This is a genomic window from Lysinibacillus sp. FSL K6-4013, assembly GCF_038630435.1.
GTDB classification, from domain to species: Bacteria; Bacillota; Bacilli; order Bacillales_A; family Planococcaceae; genus Lysinibacillus; species Lysinibacillus boronitolerans.
Genome location: NZ_CP152031.1, coordinates 1,506,834 through 1,522,732 on the forward strand (window position 1 = coordinate 1,506,834; position 15,899 = coordinate 1,522,732).

Sequence of the window (15,899 nt, forward strand, 5' to 3'; positions counted from 1 at the left end):
AAAGGAGGAACCTAGATGAAAACTTGGCTCGTGGTCTTAACGATTGCCGTTATTGGGTTAGGGGCATACAGTATTGATTTACATGGAGATAAAGAAGATTTACAACGTACCGTGCTAGCACAATATACAGATAAGTTGACGGATGCATCTGAGAAGCTTTCCCATCTTCAACGCTCAGTATCACAATCCCTGTTGTTTCAAGACGAGCAGGCGATTCACAATGAACTAGACTCGGTTTGGCGTTTAAGCTCAGAAGTTCGTTCTTCTATTGCGAATATTCCAATTGGACAAGAACTATCAAGTGAATGGATGAACTATCTAGGGCGACTAGGCGATGAAGCAAAAAGGACAGCAAAAACAGGTGATTATGAGGCTTGGCGTAAAAAAATGCCCCAGGTTTCAACGAATTTACAATCCCTTTCCGATGAATGGACTGCTGCAACCGTCGATTTTTATAAGCATGATGGGAAAATGGATGTTTGGCTACAGCAAGTAGATAATAAAAATCCAAATACCCAATTTGATACTGTAAAAGATACATTAAAAGGCTACGGTGAAAAGGATTTCCCATTAACTTTATCTGAATCTGATTGGCAGAAAAAAATTGAGTTAAAGGCTTTACAGGATGCGGTTATTACCGAAAAAGAAGCACTAGAAAAAGTGAAATACTTATTCCCAATCATTAAAGATGCTACATTTACAGTTACCAAAAGTAGTGATACAGCCCCATATCCTTTTTATCATATCCAATTCCACCAAGGGATTCGATTAGGCTATGTTGATTTAACAGAAAAGGGCGGACATTTATTATCCTATTTAGTAGAACGTCCTGTTGATGAAGCCAAGTTATCACAAGAGGAAGTCTTGAAAAAAGCGCAGGAATATGTGAAGAGATTAGGCATGAAAGATGTAGCCTATGTGGAATCACGTGAAAATCATCAGGCTTGGCATGTGACATTTGCTCGTGTCCATCCTGGAGATAATGCGTTAATCTATGCCGATGGTGTTCAATTGAAAGTAGCGAAAGATACAGGTGAGCTGTTGGGTGCAAATGCAATGGAGTATATTCAAGAAGAGAATATTAAAAAGCAAACAGCTAAGCCGATTGATTGGAAAACATTCTTCCAAGACGACATTCAAGTACAAGAGGTAAAAAATATCTACACAGATAATGGGCAGTTTGAGCAACGTCTTTGCTATGAGGTTATTGCATTGCGAGATGGTAATACGCAGGAAACATTTAGAATTGTCATTGATGCGGAAAACCATAATGTATTAAAAGTGGAATATTTAACTTAATCAAGGATACCTCCGCTTTGTATCAATTGGACATGAAAATACTACCAATTTTTATAGCCAAAATCAGCTTCTCATGAGATAATTAAACTATATTTTTCGCAACGGGGAGATGCTCATGGAAATAAAAATTGGTACACAATTACAACTTGAACCAACTTATACAGAGCGTTTGGAGAAATTCCGCTGTAAAGTTGTAGAGCAAAAAGATAATATTCTCTATATTGATTATCCGGTTAATATGGCAACAAAGAAAACGGCATTTTTAATAGATGGCTCAGAATTTAGAGCAACTTTTCGCACTGAGGATAAGCAATCCTTTGCCTTTAATACAGAGGTAGTTGGCCGTAAAGCAGGTAATATCCCAATGATTATGTTGCATTGTCCAACACCAGAAGAGTTTATAAAAATTCAACGACGAGAATACGTTCGTGTGGAGACACCAGTAGATGTGGCTATTCAGTTGAAAGATTATAAATATCAGCTCGTGACTTTGGATATTAGTGCAGGAGGCCTCGCAGTCTTGTTGAAAGGTCAGGTAGCTTTCAATGAGGGTGATGAAGTAAAATTAACGATTGTATTGCCATTTGCCAATGGAGATGTTAAATATGTCATTACAGAAGCGCTGATCGTCCGTATTTTTGAAAAAGAGGATAAGCGCATTGCAACAATCCAATTAACAGATACAGATGATGTCGATCAACAGCATATTGTCCGTTTTTGCTTTGAACGTCAATTAGTTAATCGACGGAAAGAAATGAATCCTTTTCATGTTTAATGTCTTACGAACATTTTGATGATGCCCTCTCCTAGTAGAGGGCTTTTTTGAGGTTATATGATACAATAAGAGGTGCAGAAAGTAGGGAAGAATATGAAGAAAAACATTCAAATTGCGATAGACGGGCCAGCTGGTGCAGGCAAAAGTACAATCGCGAAAATTGTTGCTGAAGCACTTGGATTTACTTACATTGACACAGGTGCAATGTATCGAGCAGTTACGTATAAAGCGATGCAACAAAACATACATTTAGATGATGAAGCAAAATTAGCAGAGATGCTTGAAGTAAGCACAATTGAATTAAAACCATCCCCACAAGGACAGCTTGTCTATTTAGATGGTCACAACGTCTCAGCGGAAATACGCTCTAATGAGGTCACTTCATCAGTCTCACAAGTAGCCGCCCATGCGAAGGTTCGTGAGCTATTAGTTGCCCAACAGCAAAAGCTTGCAGCTAATGGTGGTGTTGTCATGGATGGCCGCGATATTGCTACACATGTCTTGAAGGATGCAGAGCTAAAGATTTTCATGTCTGCAACTGTAGAGGAGCGTGCTAGACGACGCTTGATTGATAATCAAAAAAGAGGAATTGACTCCTCTCTTGAAAAACTTCAGGAAGAAATTGCACTACGTGATAAAAAGGATAGTGAGCGTGAAGCATCGCCACTGATTCAAGCTGAAGATGCTATATTTTTAGATACAACAGCATTGTCCATTGATGATGCAGCACAAGCTATTTTAAAATTAGCAGAAGAAAAAATGCTATAAATCCTAAAATTTCAGACATTTTTTGAATTTAAAGGATTTATTTTTGTCTTTGTCTTCAATATCGAATAAAATAGTAAGGGAAGATGCGAAGGAGGGTTACATATGTCTGAAGAAATGAACTATGCAGAACAAACGTTTAACGAGGGTGATATCGTCAAAGGCATTGCCGCGCAGGTTGATGAAAAGGCAGTATCTGTATCAATTCCAGGTGCTCCATTTGATGGTATTGTACCGATTAGTGAATTATCAAGCTTACACATTGAGAAAGCGTCTGATGTCATCTCAGTTGGAGATGAATTAGAGTTGATGATTACAAAGGTAGAAGAAGAAAACTTTGTCCTATCAAAACGTAAAGTGGATGCTTTAAAAGCATGGGATACACTGGAGCAGCAATTTGCCGCTGAGGAAATTTTTGAAGCAGAAGTTAAGGATATTGTTAAAGGTGGTCTTGTCGTAGATTTAGGTGTACGTGGCTTTGTACCAGCATCGCTTGTGGAGGACTATTTTGTCGATGATTTTGAAGGCTATAAGGGACAAACATTAAGCTTTAAAATTGTTGAGCTTGATAAAGACAAGAATCGCCTTATTTTATCTCATCGTGCAGTAGTTGAAGCAGAGAAAGCTTCACAAAAGAAAAATGTTATTAATCAAATAAAAGCTGGCGATGTATTGGATGGTAAAGTACAGCGTCTCGCATCATTTGGTGCATTCATCGACCTAGGTGGTATTGATGGCCTTGTACACATCTCACAGGTATCACATGAGCATGTGAGTGATGTGAGTGAGGTTTTAGCTGAAGGACAAGATGTAAAAGTAAAAGTTCTGTCAGTGGACCCAGAAAATGAACGTATTTCTTTATCTATTAAAGAAACTATTCCTGGACCATGGTCAAATATTGAAGAACGTGCAGCAAAAGGCACTATTTTAGACGGCAGAGTAAAGCGACTTACTTCATTCGGCGCATTTGTGGAAGTATTCCCAGGCGTTGAAGGTTTAGTGCATATATCGCAAATTGCGCATAAGCACATTAACACGCCACATGAAGCATTAAAAGAGGGACAAGAAGTACAGGTGAAGGTCCTTGATGTCAATGCTGAAGAAGGCCGTCTAGCCCTAAGTATTAAAGAATTACTAGAAAATCCAGAAGCAGAAGAAGTAATCGACTATGAATTACCTGAAGAGAACACAGGCTTCTCATTCGGTGATGTCATTGGCGATAAACTGAAAAACTTTAAATAATGTATAAAGCGAGGATGCATGAATGTATCCTCGCTATTTTTATGGCTGATAGGATTTTGAAAGTGAAGGATAGCGATTGAGGAGAGGATAAAATCTTTGAAATGACGGTTAAAACTTTAAAAGTAGCGGATAAGATTTCAGAAATGAAGGATAAAACTTTAAAAGTAGTGGATAAGATACCCGAAGTGAAGGATAGCAATTAAGAATAGGATAAAATCTTAGAAAAAAAGGATAAAACTCTAAAAGTAGCGGATAAGATTCTCAAAATAAAGGATAGTAATTAAAAAGGCGATAAAACCTTTAGAACGCCTGATAGCACACTCAAAAAAAGAGGTAACACCTTTTATCGCCATACATAGCGTTCTACATTATGGATATGATATGATATAATGGCATTTTTCGTGTATAATAGCGAAAGACAAGAAGTTGGAAGGATGAAGTACAGATGACGAAACCAGTAGTAGCCATCGTAGGTCGTCCGAACGTAGGTAAGTCGACGATTTTTAATCGTATCGTTGGAGAACGTGTTTCGATTGTGGAGGATATCCCAGGCGTAACACGTGACCGTATTTATAGTTCGGCAGAGTGGTTAACACACGATTTTAATATTATTGATACAGGTGGCATTGAAATTGGAGACGAGCCGTTTTTAGAACAAATTCGTCAACAAGCTGAAATCGCTATTGATGAAGCAGACGTTATTATTTTCATGACAAATGGTCGTGAAGGGGTAACGGCAGCAGATGAGCAAGTTGCTAAAATTCTATACAAAACAAAAAAACCAGTCGTATTAGCGGTCAATAAAATTGATAATCCTGATATGCGTGAAATGATTTATGATTTTTATGCACTTGGCTTCGGTGAACCTTGGCCTATTTCAGGTTCCCACGGTTTAGGTTTAGGGGATTTATTGGACGAATGTGCGAAACATTTCCCGAAAGAAGATGAAGAACAATACGGTGATGATGTCATTAAATTCTCTTTAATTGGTCGCCCGAATGTTGGGAAATCCTCTTTAGTGAATGCTTTCCTAGGGCAGGAACGTGTTATTGTTAGTAATATTGCAGGGACAACACGTGATGCGATTGATACGCCTTATGCATATGATGGACAGGAATATGTCATTATTGATACGGCGGGTATGCGTAAAAAAGGAAAGATCTATGAAACAACCGAGAAATATTCTGTGTTACGTGCGCTACGTGCTATTGAACGCTCAGACGTTGTTTTAGTAGTGCTGAATGCAGAAGAAGGTATTCAGGAGCAAGATAAAAAAATCGCTGGCTATGCACATGAGGCTGGAAAAGCTGTGATCATTGTTGTGAATAAATGGGATGCCATTGAAAAAGATGAAAAAACAATGAATGTCTTTACACAGCAAATTCGTGAGCATTTCCTATTTTTAGATTATGCCCCAATTATTTTTGTATCGGCGAATACAAAACAGCGTGTGCATCAAATTTTACCGATTATCCAACGTGTCAGCGAGAATCATGCGATGCGTATTCAGTCCTCTATTTTAAATGAAGTGATTGAGGACTCAGTGGCTCGTAATCCAGCACCGACAGATAAAGGTCGTCGTTTACGTATTTACTATGCTACTCAGGTAGCGATTAAGCCACCAACATTCGTTATTTTTGTGAATGAACCAGAGCTTATGCATTTCTCATATGAACGCTTCTTAGAAAATCGCATCCGCGAAACATTTGACTTTGAAGGGACGCCAATTCGTTTAATTACACGTGCGCGTGCTTAAGGCAATAGCTATAGACATACAATACGCCAACCCGACATTATTGTTGGGTGGCGTCTTTTTACAAGAAAGAACTTACTTAATAGACAACCCAACAAAGGGAGGATTTTGTTATGGAAAAAGTTTGTGTGTTAGGGGCAGGCTCATGGGGTACTGCACTGGCAATGGTACTAGCGGAAAATGGACATGATACGCTTGTATGGACACATAGAGCTGAGCAGGCAGAAGAAATCAATCAACTGCATACGAATAAAAAATATTTACCAGAAACCATTCTACCTGTAAATTTACATGCAACGAGTGATATGGCGCAGGTAGCTACTCATGCAGAAACCATTGTTGTGGCTGTTCCAACAAAAGCGATTCGTGAAGTATGCGAGAAACTAACGGCTGAATTAACAAAAAAAGTGTTGTTTGTCCATGTTTCGAAAGGAATTGAGCCTGACTCATTAAAACGAATATCTGAGATTTTAGCAGAAAGCTTACCAGCAATGTATGTGGAAGAAATTGTTGTTCTTTCTGGGCCAAGTCATGCAGAAGAAGTGGTACTGCATCATCCTACAACGGTTACTGCAGCTTGTGCTAATATTGATGCTGCTGAAAAGGTACAGGATTTATTTATGAATCAGTTCTTCCGCGTCTATACAAATGAGGATATCATTGGTGTAGAAATAGGAGGAGCGTTGAAAAACGTTATCGCTTTAGCGGCAGGTATTACTGATGGCTTAAATTATGGAGACAATGCAAAAGCGGCACTTATTACGCGAGGTCTTGCAGAAATTTCACGGTTAGGTGTAAAAATGGGTGGTAATCCATTTACGTTCTCAGGGCTTACAGGTATGGGGGACTTAATTGTAACCTGTACAAGTGTCCACTCGCGAAACTGGCGTGCAGGTAATATGTTAGGGCAAGGTATGAAGCTACAAGAAGTGCTGGATCAAATGGGCATGGTCGTAGAAGGTGTCCGTACCACGAAGGCAGCCTATCAATTAGCAGAGAAATATGATGTCGCCATGCCGATTTCCACAGAGCTCTATAGTGTGCTATTTAATGATGTTGAACCGAAAGTGGCAGTAGATGCCTTAATGATGCGTATGAAAAAACGAGAAATAGACGATATGAAGCATTAATATTAATTTTTTGATTAGACTTGTCATTAAATGGACATAAATAAGGTGTCTCAACGAATCTGTTGAGACGCCTTATTGTGTGCCACTAGTTGAATAGAAATACATGCTAAAAGAGTTGTCCATTTCTTGATAGTTATGGGACAACTATTTCTTTTTAGCAAAAGCACATAGTATAATATACTTTGATTGTGTCTTGACATTCAAAGAAAGGTGGTTTTTTGAAATGGGCCCGTTAGCTCATATGCCTGCGCTTGATGTAATGTGGGTGTCGTTTTATTGCATCGCATTTATGATTATATCAGTCGGCTTAATTTATTTAGCGCGAAATAAGATTTCAAATGTATTTTTACGAACAGTCGTAAATTTATGTGCATACATACTGTTTGGACTTGGCACATTTTTAATGGTACTTGTAGTTGCCACTTGGCCAGCATAAATAATAATGAGGTGTCAGTAACATGAAAAAACTAAGTGCTTTGCTGTTGGTATTTGCAACCGCCATATTGCTAGTAGGATGTGCGTACCCAGAAGACGAAAAAAGGGCTAAGGTCACGCCTGATGTCGATCAACTAGCGGCAGTTCAACGTGCTGTGGATGAATACCGTGAAGCAACAGGTGGACTAGTACCAATTAAAAATAGCGAGCTAGATACGGATATCTATATCAAATATTTAATCGATTTTGAAAAACTTATGCCGAAGTATTTGACGACAATTCCTGGAAATGCCTATGAAAAAGGTGGTATATATCAATATATCATTTGGGACCCTGAAAATGAGGCATCGGTCAAATTAGTAGATTTAAATGCGGCAGAGCGTATACGTGAAATAGGTATTCGTAAACTATCTACACAGTATTTACCAATAAAAGGGTCAATTTCAGATAATGTTTATCAGATCAACTATAAAGATTTGGGTTATGAAACAGAGGTAACTGTAAAAAGTCCCTATTCTGGCGTCGAGTTACCGCTTTTCATGACTGGTGATGGTGAATTACATGTAGACTATGCTGTGGATTTAGGCCAGCTTTTAAAAGAGGATAAGCCGAATGTAAAGCCAGGTGATGATATTCGCCAACTGCTTGTCGACAAATTTCCAGTGGTGCCTGCCTATTCTATTCCATATACAGTGGACGAGAATGGAGAGCCTATCTATGATATGAAAACGTATAATGCGGATGTCAAAAAAGCGAAAGAATTACAAAAACAAGAGGCAGAAGCCGCCGAGAAAAAAGAGAAATAGCAAACAAGCTCCTTACATTTGTGAGGGGCTTTTTCATATTTGTCTACAGGCTCGCATATAGTGAAAAAGCGTAGATAAAGGAGGCAGAAACCTTGAGTGAAGCAGTATTTAGAGAAATTGCAGAGCGCACAAATGGCGATGTTTATATTGGTGTTGTCGGTCCAGTACGTGTAGGTAAATCAACATTTGTAAAAAAGGTAATGGAATCAGTCGTGTTACCAAACATTGTGGATGAAACGGAAAGAATGCGAGCACAAGATGAGTTGCCACAAAGTTCTCCGGGGCCAGTCATTATGACTGCTGAGCCGAAGTTTGTGCCTGCCCAAGCAACCCGTATTGTGGTCGGTGAAGATGAAATGCCATTCCAAATTCGATTAGCAGATTGTGTTGGTTATATTATCGATGGGACAAAAGGCTATGAGGATGAAAATGGACCAAAATTTGTTCATACGCCTTGGCATACGGAGCCTATTCCATTTCAGGAAGCCGCTAAAATTGGCACAGATAAGGTGATTCGCGATCATGCGAATATTGGTATTGTCGTAACGACTGATGGTACAGTGAACGGAATCAGTCGACGAGCAGCAGAGAAGGCAGAAGAGGAAATTGTAGAGCAATTAAAAGACATCGGCAAACCATTTGTCATCTTACTCAATTGCCAAATGCCTGCGAGAGAAGAAACGGTTCAGCTTCGCAATGAATTGTTTGAACGTTACAATGTCCCTGTTATTGCGATGTCCATTGATCAAATGAGAGAAACGGATATTCAATATATTTTACAAGAGGCGTTATTTGAATTCCCAATTCGTACCATTGAGGTGGAAAAACCAGACTGGCTGGATGTATTAGATGCTACACATCCATTAAATGTTGCATTGATTGATTCGATGGAGGAAGTCCTTTCTTCTGTTATGAAAATTCGAGATGTGCAACAGGCGTCAGATGCCTTTAAAGCCATTGACTTTATTGACCAAAGTGAAGTTGTTCATGTAGATGCAGGTGTAGGAACAGCTGTAATTCGGGTATCCCTACAGGGTGAATTGTATAAATCAGTTTGTAATGAATGGCTAGAAGAACCAATTGAAACGAAAAAAGATTGGTTACTCTTTATCAAAGAGGCGGCAGAGGCAAAAGAGGCCCAAAAACGATTTAAAAGTGCTATTCACGATGCTGATACGACAGGCTATGGCGTGACATTGCCAATGATGCAGGAATTTGAGCCAACAGCCCCAGAGCTCATTAAACAGAATAATTTCTTCGGCGTACGAATGAAGGCAAAAGCGCCATCCTATCATATTATCCGAGTTGATATGGAGTCAGAATTTGCACCGTTAATTGGCTCAGAGTTCCATAGTCAGCAACTTCTAAAAGATTTAAATCATGCTTATTTACATGATCGTGATGCCTTATGGAATACACAATTATTTGGCACACCATTGCATGAAGTATTAAAAGAGGGTATTCGCTATAAAATGGATGCAGTTCCACCTACTGCCAAAAAACGTATGCGTCAGACGATTGAACGTATGGTTAACGAAGGAGATCGTGGTTTAGTAACATTTATTTTATAGTGATAAAATTCAGAAAAAATGCAAAAAATATACGCAGGGCTTTTCGTTTTTATGCGAAAAGTCCTTTTATTTTTGTTTTTTGGGTGAAAAACTGATTTTTTGGTTATAATCATGTATGAATACAGTTGCGTAGCGGTTTTCTATGTGTTACTCTTTTTACAGAATTGGTTCATGACCCTTTGAGAGGAGGTGAATGGTGTGAATAAAACAGAATTAGTAAACTCTGTTGCTGAAGCTGCAGGTCTTTCTAAAAAAGACGCTTCTAAAGCAGTTGAAGCTGTATTTGATACAATTCAAGATGCTCTTGCAAAGGGTGACAAAGTACAATTAATTGGTTTTGGTAACTTTGAAGTACGTGAACGTGCGGCTCGTAAAGGTCGTAACCCACAAACTGGTAAAGAAATCGAAATCGCTGCTAGCAAGGTGCCTGCTTTCAAACCAGGTAAAGCGCTTAAAGACGCGGTAAAATAATACACGTCTAGTAGTTACATAGAGCAGTCTTCATGTTAACGAACATGAAGGCTGCTCTTTTTAACTTCAAATTTGAATTTTACATAATAATATACAGTGATTTTCTTATCTAGAAGCGAATTTCTGATGAATCAGGTAAGTCATTTTGCGCTTACCTTTTGGATGTGCTACGATGCATAGGGAAATGTGTAATGTTTTGATATGCAGGAGGGTTTTTTGATGTCGAATATTGATTTATTAAAAATAGAAGAAGCGGTAAAAATGATTTTAGAAGCGGTAGGTGAAGATGTAAATCGTGAAGGTTTATTGGATACGCCGAAGCGTGTAGCAAAAATGTATGCCGAAATGTTCAGCGGCTTGCATGAGGATGCTAAAGATTATTTTAAAACGGTATTTCATGAGGATCATGAAGAACTAGTGCTTGTCAAAGATATTCCATTTTATTCGATGTGTGAGCATCATCTAGTACCATTCTATGGCAAAGCACATGTTGCATACATACCAAATGACGGCGTTGTTGCTGGACTGAGTAAGTTAGGACGTGCAGTGGAGACGATTGCCCGCAGACCACAACTACAAGAGCGTATTACCTCTTCAGTAGCAGACACAATAATGGAGATGCTTTCGCCAAAAGGTGTCTATGTTGTGATCGAGGCTGAGCATATGTGTATGACAATGCGTGGATTAAAAAAACCTGGTTCTAAAACAGTGACATCTGTTGCACGCGGTATTTATGAGGAAGATGAAGTGAAACGTAGAGAAGTACTGTCATTTATTCAAATGTCTTAAATTGCGTGTCTAATTATGTTATGATGAACTAAGAATTTGTCGGATTTAAGGAGTGTACAAAGATGTCACAAGATTATATTGTTATACAAGCAGAAGAAGATGGTGTACATGTCATTGGATTAACACGTGGAACAGATACGAAATTCCATCATTCAGAGAAATTAGATGCCGGCGAAGTAATGATTGCTCAATTTACAGAACACACGTCTGCCATGAAAATACGCGGTAAAGCGCAAATTCATACAGCACATGGCGTGATCAATAGCGAAGCGAAAAAATAAGAAAATTTGTTTCTGACGATAGTTTTAATTTTGTTTAGCGTACAACAAGCACATATAAAAACACTAGATGTGAAAAACTGAGTATAAGGTTTATGGGCAGTTAGCATTCCTACATTTAATTATGGGAAAGCTTTACTGCCTGTCCTATGAAGAAAGCAAATTTTTTTTATTCCGCATCGTTGCGTATGCTATAATGACTCAGTAAGCAAGCGTTCAGTCTTGTATAGGGCTAACGTATCTGAAAGTGAAATGGAGTAAGGTCTATGAATGCAACATACATTCAAAATTCAATTGCACAGTTAAAAACAGAGATTTTCATGGATGTTCGTCATAGAACTTTGCAAAAATACACAGGTGTACCTGTGCTAGATGAAAATCAATTGTTTTATTTGCTAATCCCGTTTTTGAATGGTGAAGAGTGGCAACAAGAGCAACAAGAGGCTGCAATTACTGTTGGCATAGTGTACGCAGCATTAGCGGCTCACGATCATATAAAAGAATTAGACGCAACATCAAAAGAACAGCAGCTTACCGTTTTAGCTGGGGATTTTTATAGTGGTCGTTATTATGAAATATTAGCGATGTCAGGGAATGTCGCATTGATTCGAAACCTGTCACAAGGTATTGTGGTACGTTGTGAACAACAAATTAAAGTTTATGAAAATGAACAACGAACAATCGAACAGTGGTATGCATCGATGAGTACGATAGAATCTGGGTTAATTGCTCAATTTTTTAATCTTTATTCTTTCGGTAAATATATACCGCTTGTAGAAAAAAGCTTATTAATCTTGCGTTTAGAAAAAGAATGGACAGCTTATCAACGTGGTCAAATGTCTTTAATGGGTAAGGCACTAGAAGAAAGTGTCAGACGTAATGGCGCAACCTTTAATAGCGTCATCCAAAGGAAAATTGTGCATTTAAAAACAGAGCTATCACAGATTATTAATCAGGCAACCTTTTTACAAAGTGATATCAAACAAGCTTTACATGCACATGTAGAGGCATCCATTGCTTCTACTAACGGATAAGAGAGGTTTTTCAAAATGGCTAAAACGAAAGAAGAACACGTTCACGAAGTATTTGAAAGTATTTCGGAAAACTACGATAAAATGAATGGTGTAATTAGTTTCCAGATGCATGTTGGCTGGCGTAACGATACGATGAAGCACATGGCAGTCAAACCTGGATCAAAAGCACTTGATGTATGCTGTGGCACGGCAGACTGGACGATCGCATTGGCAGAGGCTGTTGGTGAAAGTGGAGAAGTAAAAGGGCTTGACTTTAGTCAAAACATGTTAAAAGTTGGCGAGAAAAAGGTAGAGCCATACCCACAAATTGAACTAATTCATGGAAATGCGATGGAATTACCTTTCCCAGATGATACGTTTGATTATGTGACGATTGGCTTTGGTCTTCGTAATGTACCTGATTATTTACAAGTGTTGAAGGAAATGCATCGTGTTGTTAAACCAGGTGGTATGGTGGTATGTTTAGAAACATCTCAATCTGAAATTCCTGGTTATCGTCAACTGTTCCGTTTTTATTTTAAATATATAATGCCGATATTTGGTAAAATATTTGCGAAAAGCTATAAGGAGTATTCTTGGCTTCAGGAATCTGCGAATGATTTCCCAGGTATGAAGAAGTTAGCGGCATTGTTTCAGCAGGCAGGATTAGAAAAAGTAACGTACAAAGCATACAGTGGCGGGGCTGCGGCAATGCATATGGGCTTTAAAAAGGTACGTTAATGGGGGAAGGTTTTCACACGTGGAAAAGATGAAGTTAAAACTACTCTATTCCGATTTGAAATCAGATATCGATATCATTGAACGAGAGTTAGAAAAAGCGGTGGACTCGTCTTCATATTTGATCAACGATGCTTCTCTCCATTTATTACAAGCTGGTGGCAAACGGATACGACCAATTTTTGTGTTACTAGGCGCAAAATTTGGTGATTATGACATTGAGAAGATGAAGGATGTAGCAGTACCTTTAGAACTCATTCATATGGCATCGCTTGTACATGATGATGTCATTGACGACTCCAATATGCGAAGAGGGCGCCCGACTGTCAAATCACAGTGGAATAACAGGGTAGCGATGTACACAGGCGATTTTATTTTCGCACGTGCGCTAGAATATATAACAAAGTTAGAAGACCCACTTGTTCATCAAATTTTAGCCCGTACGATGGTGGAGATTTGTAACGGTGAAGTCATTCAAATAGAAGATAAATTTAGATTAGATCAAGGTTTAAAAGATTATTTTAGAAGAATCAAACGCAAAACAGCATTACTTATTTCTTCAAGCTGTGAGCTAGGGGCTGTGGCAGCTGGGGTTGATGCTAAAACAGTTCGGCATTTAAAGCGCTTCGGCTACTTTGTGGGCATGAGCTTCCAAATTATCGATGATGTTTTAGATATTATGGCAACCGATAAAGAACTAGGGAAGCCAGCAGGTAGTGATTTACTGCAGGGCAATATTACTTTACCGATTTTATTATTGAAAGATGATCCGGAGATGCAGCCTTACTTAGTTAAAGTGTTTGCAGGCACGTTAACAGAATCGGAACGTCAAAATATGTTGCAATATGTGCGTAAATCTCATGCAATTGAGCAAGCTAATCGTATGAGTGATAAATATTTGAAAAAAGCCTTACAGGAAATTGATGCTTTACCAAAACATCCCGTTAAGAAAAAATTACGTGATGTTGCATTGTTCATGGGTAAGCGCAAATTCTAGCTTTTTGTTGTACAAAGGCTCATTTTTTGTTAATATTTATCGGTAGGTGTAAAACCTGTTAGACGAATTTAAGGAGTGTTTTAAACATGGCAATTGAACAAACTTTTTTAATGGTTAAGCCTGACGGCGTTGAACGTCAAGTAGTAGGAGACATCGTTGATCGTTTTGAACGTCGCGGTTTTGTAATGAAAGGTGCTAAATTAATGGTAATTCCTAAAGAATTAGCTGAAAAGCACTATGCTGAGCATGCTGAGCGTCCATTCTTCGGTGAATTAGTTGATTTCATCACTTCTGGTCCTGTATTCGCTATGGTATGGGAAGGCGAGAACGTAATCAAGCTTGCTCGTACAATGATGGGTGCAACAAAACCTGAAGAATCTAACCCAGGTACAATCCGTGGTGACTACGCAACAACTGTTTCTCACAACATCATCCATGGTTCTGACTCTCTTGCTTCTGCAGAGCGCGAAATCGGCTTATTCTTCGGTGAAGATTTAGTTTAATTTTTCTGATGATAGGATTTAACTGCGAAAATAACTAATTAAAAAATCATCTATTTTTCGATGAAATTTTACCTTCTAACAAATATGTTAGGGGGTTTTTTATTTGTCAAAAAAATACAACAAAGTGGATACAAATATTGATTTAAGTTTATTTCATCTAAATTCAGACAAAGCTTCGGAAGAAGTTTTTGTAAAAAAGCAAGCTCACAACTCAATTTTAAAAATAGATGTAATCGATGATATTGATAATCGTAATATATCAGTTGAGCAAGCGTTAAAAATTTTGAATCAGCAATGGAAATTAAGTGGTTTAAGAGCGAGAACTATCCAAACTTATAACTATAATTTTAATCGCTTTGTGGATGTTACTAAAGTTGAATATCTACATCAAATTAACAGTCAAAAGATTTATGATTTTTTAGCTAGTCTTGGAGATGTTAAAGATTCATCTTTGAATGGGATTTTAAAGCAAATTAAAGCTGTTTTAAGTAAGTGTCACGACAATGGGTGGTATAGCTCTAAATTTTGGATGAATCTTAAAATAAAAGTAAATAAGACGGTTAAGGAAGCTGCTACAGAACAAGAGATAACTTTACTACTATCGCTATTAGACAAATCTACTTACAGCGGATTTAGAGACAGTGTTGCAATTATATTTTTAGTCAAAACAGGTGTCCGTATAAAAACTCTAGGAGAGATTAGGGAACAAAATATTGACTTTGATAATCAATTATTAAAATTGCAAGGAGACATCATGAAGTCACACAAACCACTATTTTTACCTTTGTCAAAGGATATGTGTATTTTGTTAAAAAAACTCATTGCTGAAAACGAGAAAATTAGAAGAGAACATAAACAGAAAAATGATTATATCTTCTTATCTAATACTGGTGTACCAATATCCAATACGAAATCACCTTCTAATTTAATAGCAAAAAACTTATGGGTGTACAGTAAAAAATGGGGACTAAAAAATATAAATGCTCATTCGCTGAGGAGATTGTTTGCACAGCGTCTGATTAACTCAGGGGCAGATATAAATTTAGTGTCACATGCATTAGCACACTCTGATTTAACTACTACATCTATCTATTTAGGACTTAATCCAAATACAGTGGCCAAAAACTTACGTGACTATATTTAAATATCATAATCAAAAAACAAAAAAGAGGACAAGTGCGCTAACACTAATCCTCTCAAAACTGAATAACACTAATATGCTTCCTACGGCTATATAAGTGTATTTATGTAAATCATTTTACAGCTTTTGTTCAAAAAATACAAGGACAAACGCTTATTTAAGATGCCTTCTTACATAAATGCATTCAATTTTA

The 15,899-nt window shown here is 37.9% G+C and carries 17 protein-coding genes; all 17 read left to right on the forward strand.

Annotated features, from left to right (window positions below; all coding sequences use genetic code 11):
- The first annotated feature begins 15 nt into the window (after positions 1-15).
- The 17 genes from MHB39_RS07215 to MHB39_RS07295 all read left to right on the forward strand — a co-directional run bounded on the left by MHB39_RS07215 (position 16) and on the right by MHB39_RS07295 (position 15,709).
- The gene (locus tag MHB39_RS07215; protein ID WP_342546096.1) at positions 16-1,299 is read left to right on the forward strand and encodes a PepSY1/2 domain-containing protein; all 1,284 of its coding nucleotides are present in this window, start codon (positions 16-18) and stop codon (positions 1,297-1,299) included.
- 115 nt (positions 1,300-1,414) lie between these two features.
- A complete protein-coding gene (locus tag MHB39_RS07220; RefSeq protein ID WP_342546097.1) occupies positions 1,415-2,074 on the forward strand; it encodes a flagellar brake domain-containing protein in 660 nt (219 codons plus the stop codon).
- 93 nt (positions 2,075-2,167) lie between these two features.
- Positions 2,168-2,842 (forward strand): (d)CMP kinase, encoded by a 675-nt coding sequence (gene cmk, locus MHB39_RS07225; protein WP_036079867.1) that lies wholly within the window; start codon positions 2,168-2,170, stop codon positions 2,840-2,842.
- 102 nt (positions 2,843-2,944) lie between these two features.
- Positions 2,945-4,081, forward strand: a complete 1,137-nt coding sequence (rpsA, locus tag MHB39_RS07230; RefSeq protein ID WP_016993346.1) for a 30S ribosomal protein S1 — start codon at positions 2,945-2,947, stop codon at positions 4,079-4,081.
- A 445-nt stretch (positions 4,082-4,526) separates the two neighbouring features.
- The gene (der, locus tag MHB39_RS07235) at positions 4,527-5,837 is read left to right on the forward strand and encodes a ribosome biogenesis GTPase Der (RefSeq protein WP_004232601.1); all 1,311 of its coding nucleotides are present in this window, start codon (positions 4,527-4,529) and stop codon (positions 5,835-5,837) included.
- Positions 5,838-5,947: 110 nt separating this feature from the next.
- Positions 5,948-6,964 carry an NAD(P)H-dependent glycerol-3-phosphate dehydrogenase gene (locus MHB39_RS07240; protein ID WP_016993349.1) on the forward strand — a complete coding sequence of 339 codons (1,017 nt, stop codon included), beginning with the start codon at positions 5,948-5,950 and terminating at the stop codon, positions 6,962-6,964.
- 223 nt (positions 6,965-7,187) lie between these two features.
- Entirely contained in the window at positions 7,188-7,400 is a 213-nt protein-coding gene (locus MHB39_RS07245) for a DUF2768 domain-containing protein (RefSeq protein WP_004232605.1), read from the forward strand.
- A gap of 22 nt (positions 7,401-7,422) precedes the next feature.
- The gene (locus tag MHB39_RS07250) at positions 7,423-8,205 is read left to right on the forward strand and encodes a hypothetical protein (protein ID WP_342546098.1); all 783 of its coding nucleotides are present in this window, start codon (positions 7,423-7,425) and stop codon (positions 8,203-8,205) included.
- 92 nt (positions 8,206-8,297) lie between these two features.
- On the forward strand, positions 8,298-9,776 hold the full coding sequence (spoIVA, locus tag MHB39_RS07255) for a stage IV sporulation protein A (RefSeq protein WP_016993351.1): 1,479 nt from the start codon (positions 8,298-8,300) through the stop codon (positions 9,774-9,776).
- A 198-nt stretch (positions 9,777-9,974) separates the two neighbouring features.
- Positions 9,975-10,247: an HU family DNA-binding protein gene (locus MHB39_RS07260; RefSeq protein ID WP_004232618.1), complete on the forward strand. Its 273-nt coding sequence runs from the start codon at positions 9,975-9,977 to the stop codon at positions 10,245-10,247.
- Positions 10,248-10,466: 219 nt separating this feature from the next.
- Positions 10,467-11,036, forward strand: coding sequence for a GTP cyclohydrolase I FolE (gene folE, locus MHB39_RS07265; RefSeq protein ID WP_009370809.1), 570 nt, complete (start codon positions 10,467-10,469; stop codon positions 11,034-11,036).
- A gap of 62 nt (positions 11,037-11,098) precedes the next feature.
- Positions 11,099-11,317 carry a trp RNA-binding attenuation protein MtrB gene (mtrB, locus tag MHB39_RS07270; protein WP_004232621.1) on the forward strand — a complete coding sequence of 73 codons (219 nt, stop codon included), beginning with the start codon at positions 11,099-11,101 and terminating at the stop codon, positions 11,315-11,317.
- A 263-nt stretch (positions 11,318-11,580) separates the two neighbouring features.
- A complete protein-coding gene (locus MHB39_RS07275) occupies positions 11,581-12,348 on the forward strand; it encodes a heptaprenyl diphosphate synthase component 1 (protein ID WP_342546099.1) in 768 nt (255 codons plus the stop codon).
- A 15-nt stretch (positions 12,349-12,363) separates the two neighbouring features.
- Positions 12,364-13,068: a demethylmenaquinone methyltransferase gene (locus MHB39_RS07280; protein WP_036079853.1), complete on the forward strand. Its 705-nt coding sequence runs from the start codon at positions 12,364-12,366 to the stop codon at positions 13,066-13,068.
- 19 nt (positions 13,069-13,087) lie between these two features.
- Positions 13,088-14,062, forward strand: coding sequence for a heptaprenyl diphosphate synthase component II (hepT, locus tag MHB39_RS07285; protein WP_016994416.1), 975 nt, complete (start codon positions 13,088-13,090; stop codon positions 14,060-14,062).
- An 86-nt stretch (positions 14,063-14,148) separates the two neighbouring features.
- Positions 14,149-14,565 carry a nucleoside-diphosphate kinase gene (gene ndk / locus MHB39_RS07290; RefSeq protein WP_016994415.1) on the forward strand — a complete coding sequence of 139 codons (417 nt, stop codon included), beginning with the start codon at positions 14,149-14,151 and terminating at the stop codon, positions 14,563-14,565.
- A 103-nt stretch (positions 14,566-14,668) separates the two neighbouring features.
- Positions 14,669-15,709: a site-specific integrase gene (locus MHB39_RS07295; protein ID WP_342546101.1), complete on the forward strand. Its 1,041-nt coding sequence runs from the start codon at positions 14,669-14,671 to the stop codon at positions 15,707-15,709.
- Positions 15,710-15,899: the final 190 nt, after the last annotated feature.

What these genes read in the sequence shown, in the direction of transcription:
- MHB39_RS07245 (WP_004232605.1), top strand. Translation starts at nt 7,188, where the DNA reads ATGGGCCCGTTAGCTCATATGCCTGCGCTTGATGTAATGTGGGTGTCG.
- MHB39_RS07220 (WP_342546097.1), top strand. Translation starts at nt 1,415, where the DNA reads ATGGAAATAAAAATTGGTACACAATTACAACTTGAACCAACTTATACA.
- MHB39_RS07250 (WP_342546098.1), top strand. Translation starts at nt 7,423, where the DNA reads ATGAAAAAACTAAGTGCTTTGCTGTTGGTATTTGCAACCGCCATATTG.
- MHB39_RS07280 (WP_036079853.1), top strand. Translation starts at nt 12,364, where the DNA reads ATGGCTAAAACGAAAGAAGAACACGTTCACGAAGTATTTGAAAGTATT.
- folE (WP_009370809.1), top strand. Translation starts at nt 10,467, where the DNA reads ATGTCGAATATTGATTTATTAAAAATAGAAGAAGCGGTAAAAATGATT.
- ndk (WP_016994415.1), top strand. Translation starts at nt 14,149, where the DNA reads ATGGCAATTGAACAAACTTTTTTAATGGTTAAGCCTGACGGCGTTGAA.
- MHB39_RS07240 (WP_016993349.1), top strand. Translation starts at nt 5,948, where the DNA reads ATGGAAAAAGTTTGTGTGTTAGGGGCAGGCTCATGGGGTACTGCACTG.
- rpsA (WP_016993346.1), top strand. Translation starts at nt 2,945, where the DNA reads ATGTCTGAAGAAATGAACTATGCAGAACAAACGTTTAACGAGGGTGAT.
- MHB39_RS07275 (WP_342546099.1), top strand. Translation starts at nt 11,581, where the DNA reads ATGAATGCAACATACATTCAAAATTCAATTGCACAGTTAAAAACAGAG.
- der (WP_004232601.1), top strand. Translation starts at nt 4,527, where the DNA reads ATGACGAAACCAGTAGTAGCCATCGTAGGTCGTCCGAACGTAGGTAAG.
- mtrB (WP_004232621.1), top strand. Translation starts at nt 11,099, where the DNA reads ATGTCACAAGATTATATTGTTATACAAGCAGAAGAAGATGGTGTACAT.
- MHB39_RS07215 (WP_342546096.1), top strand. Translation starts at nt 16, where the DNA reads ATGAAAACTTGGCTCGTGGTCTTAACGATTGCCGTTATTGGGTTAGGG.
- cmk (WP_036079867.1), top strand. Translation starts at nt 2,168, where the DNA reads ATGAAGAAAAACATTCAAATTGCGATAGACGGGCCAGCTGGTGCAGGC.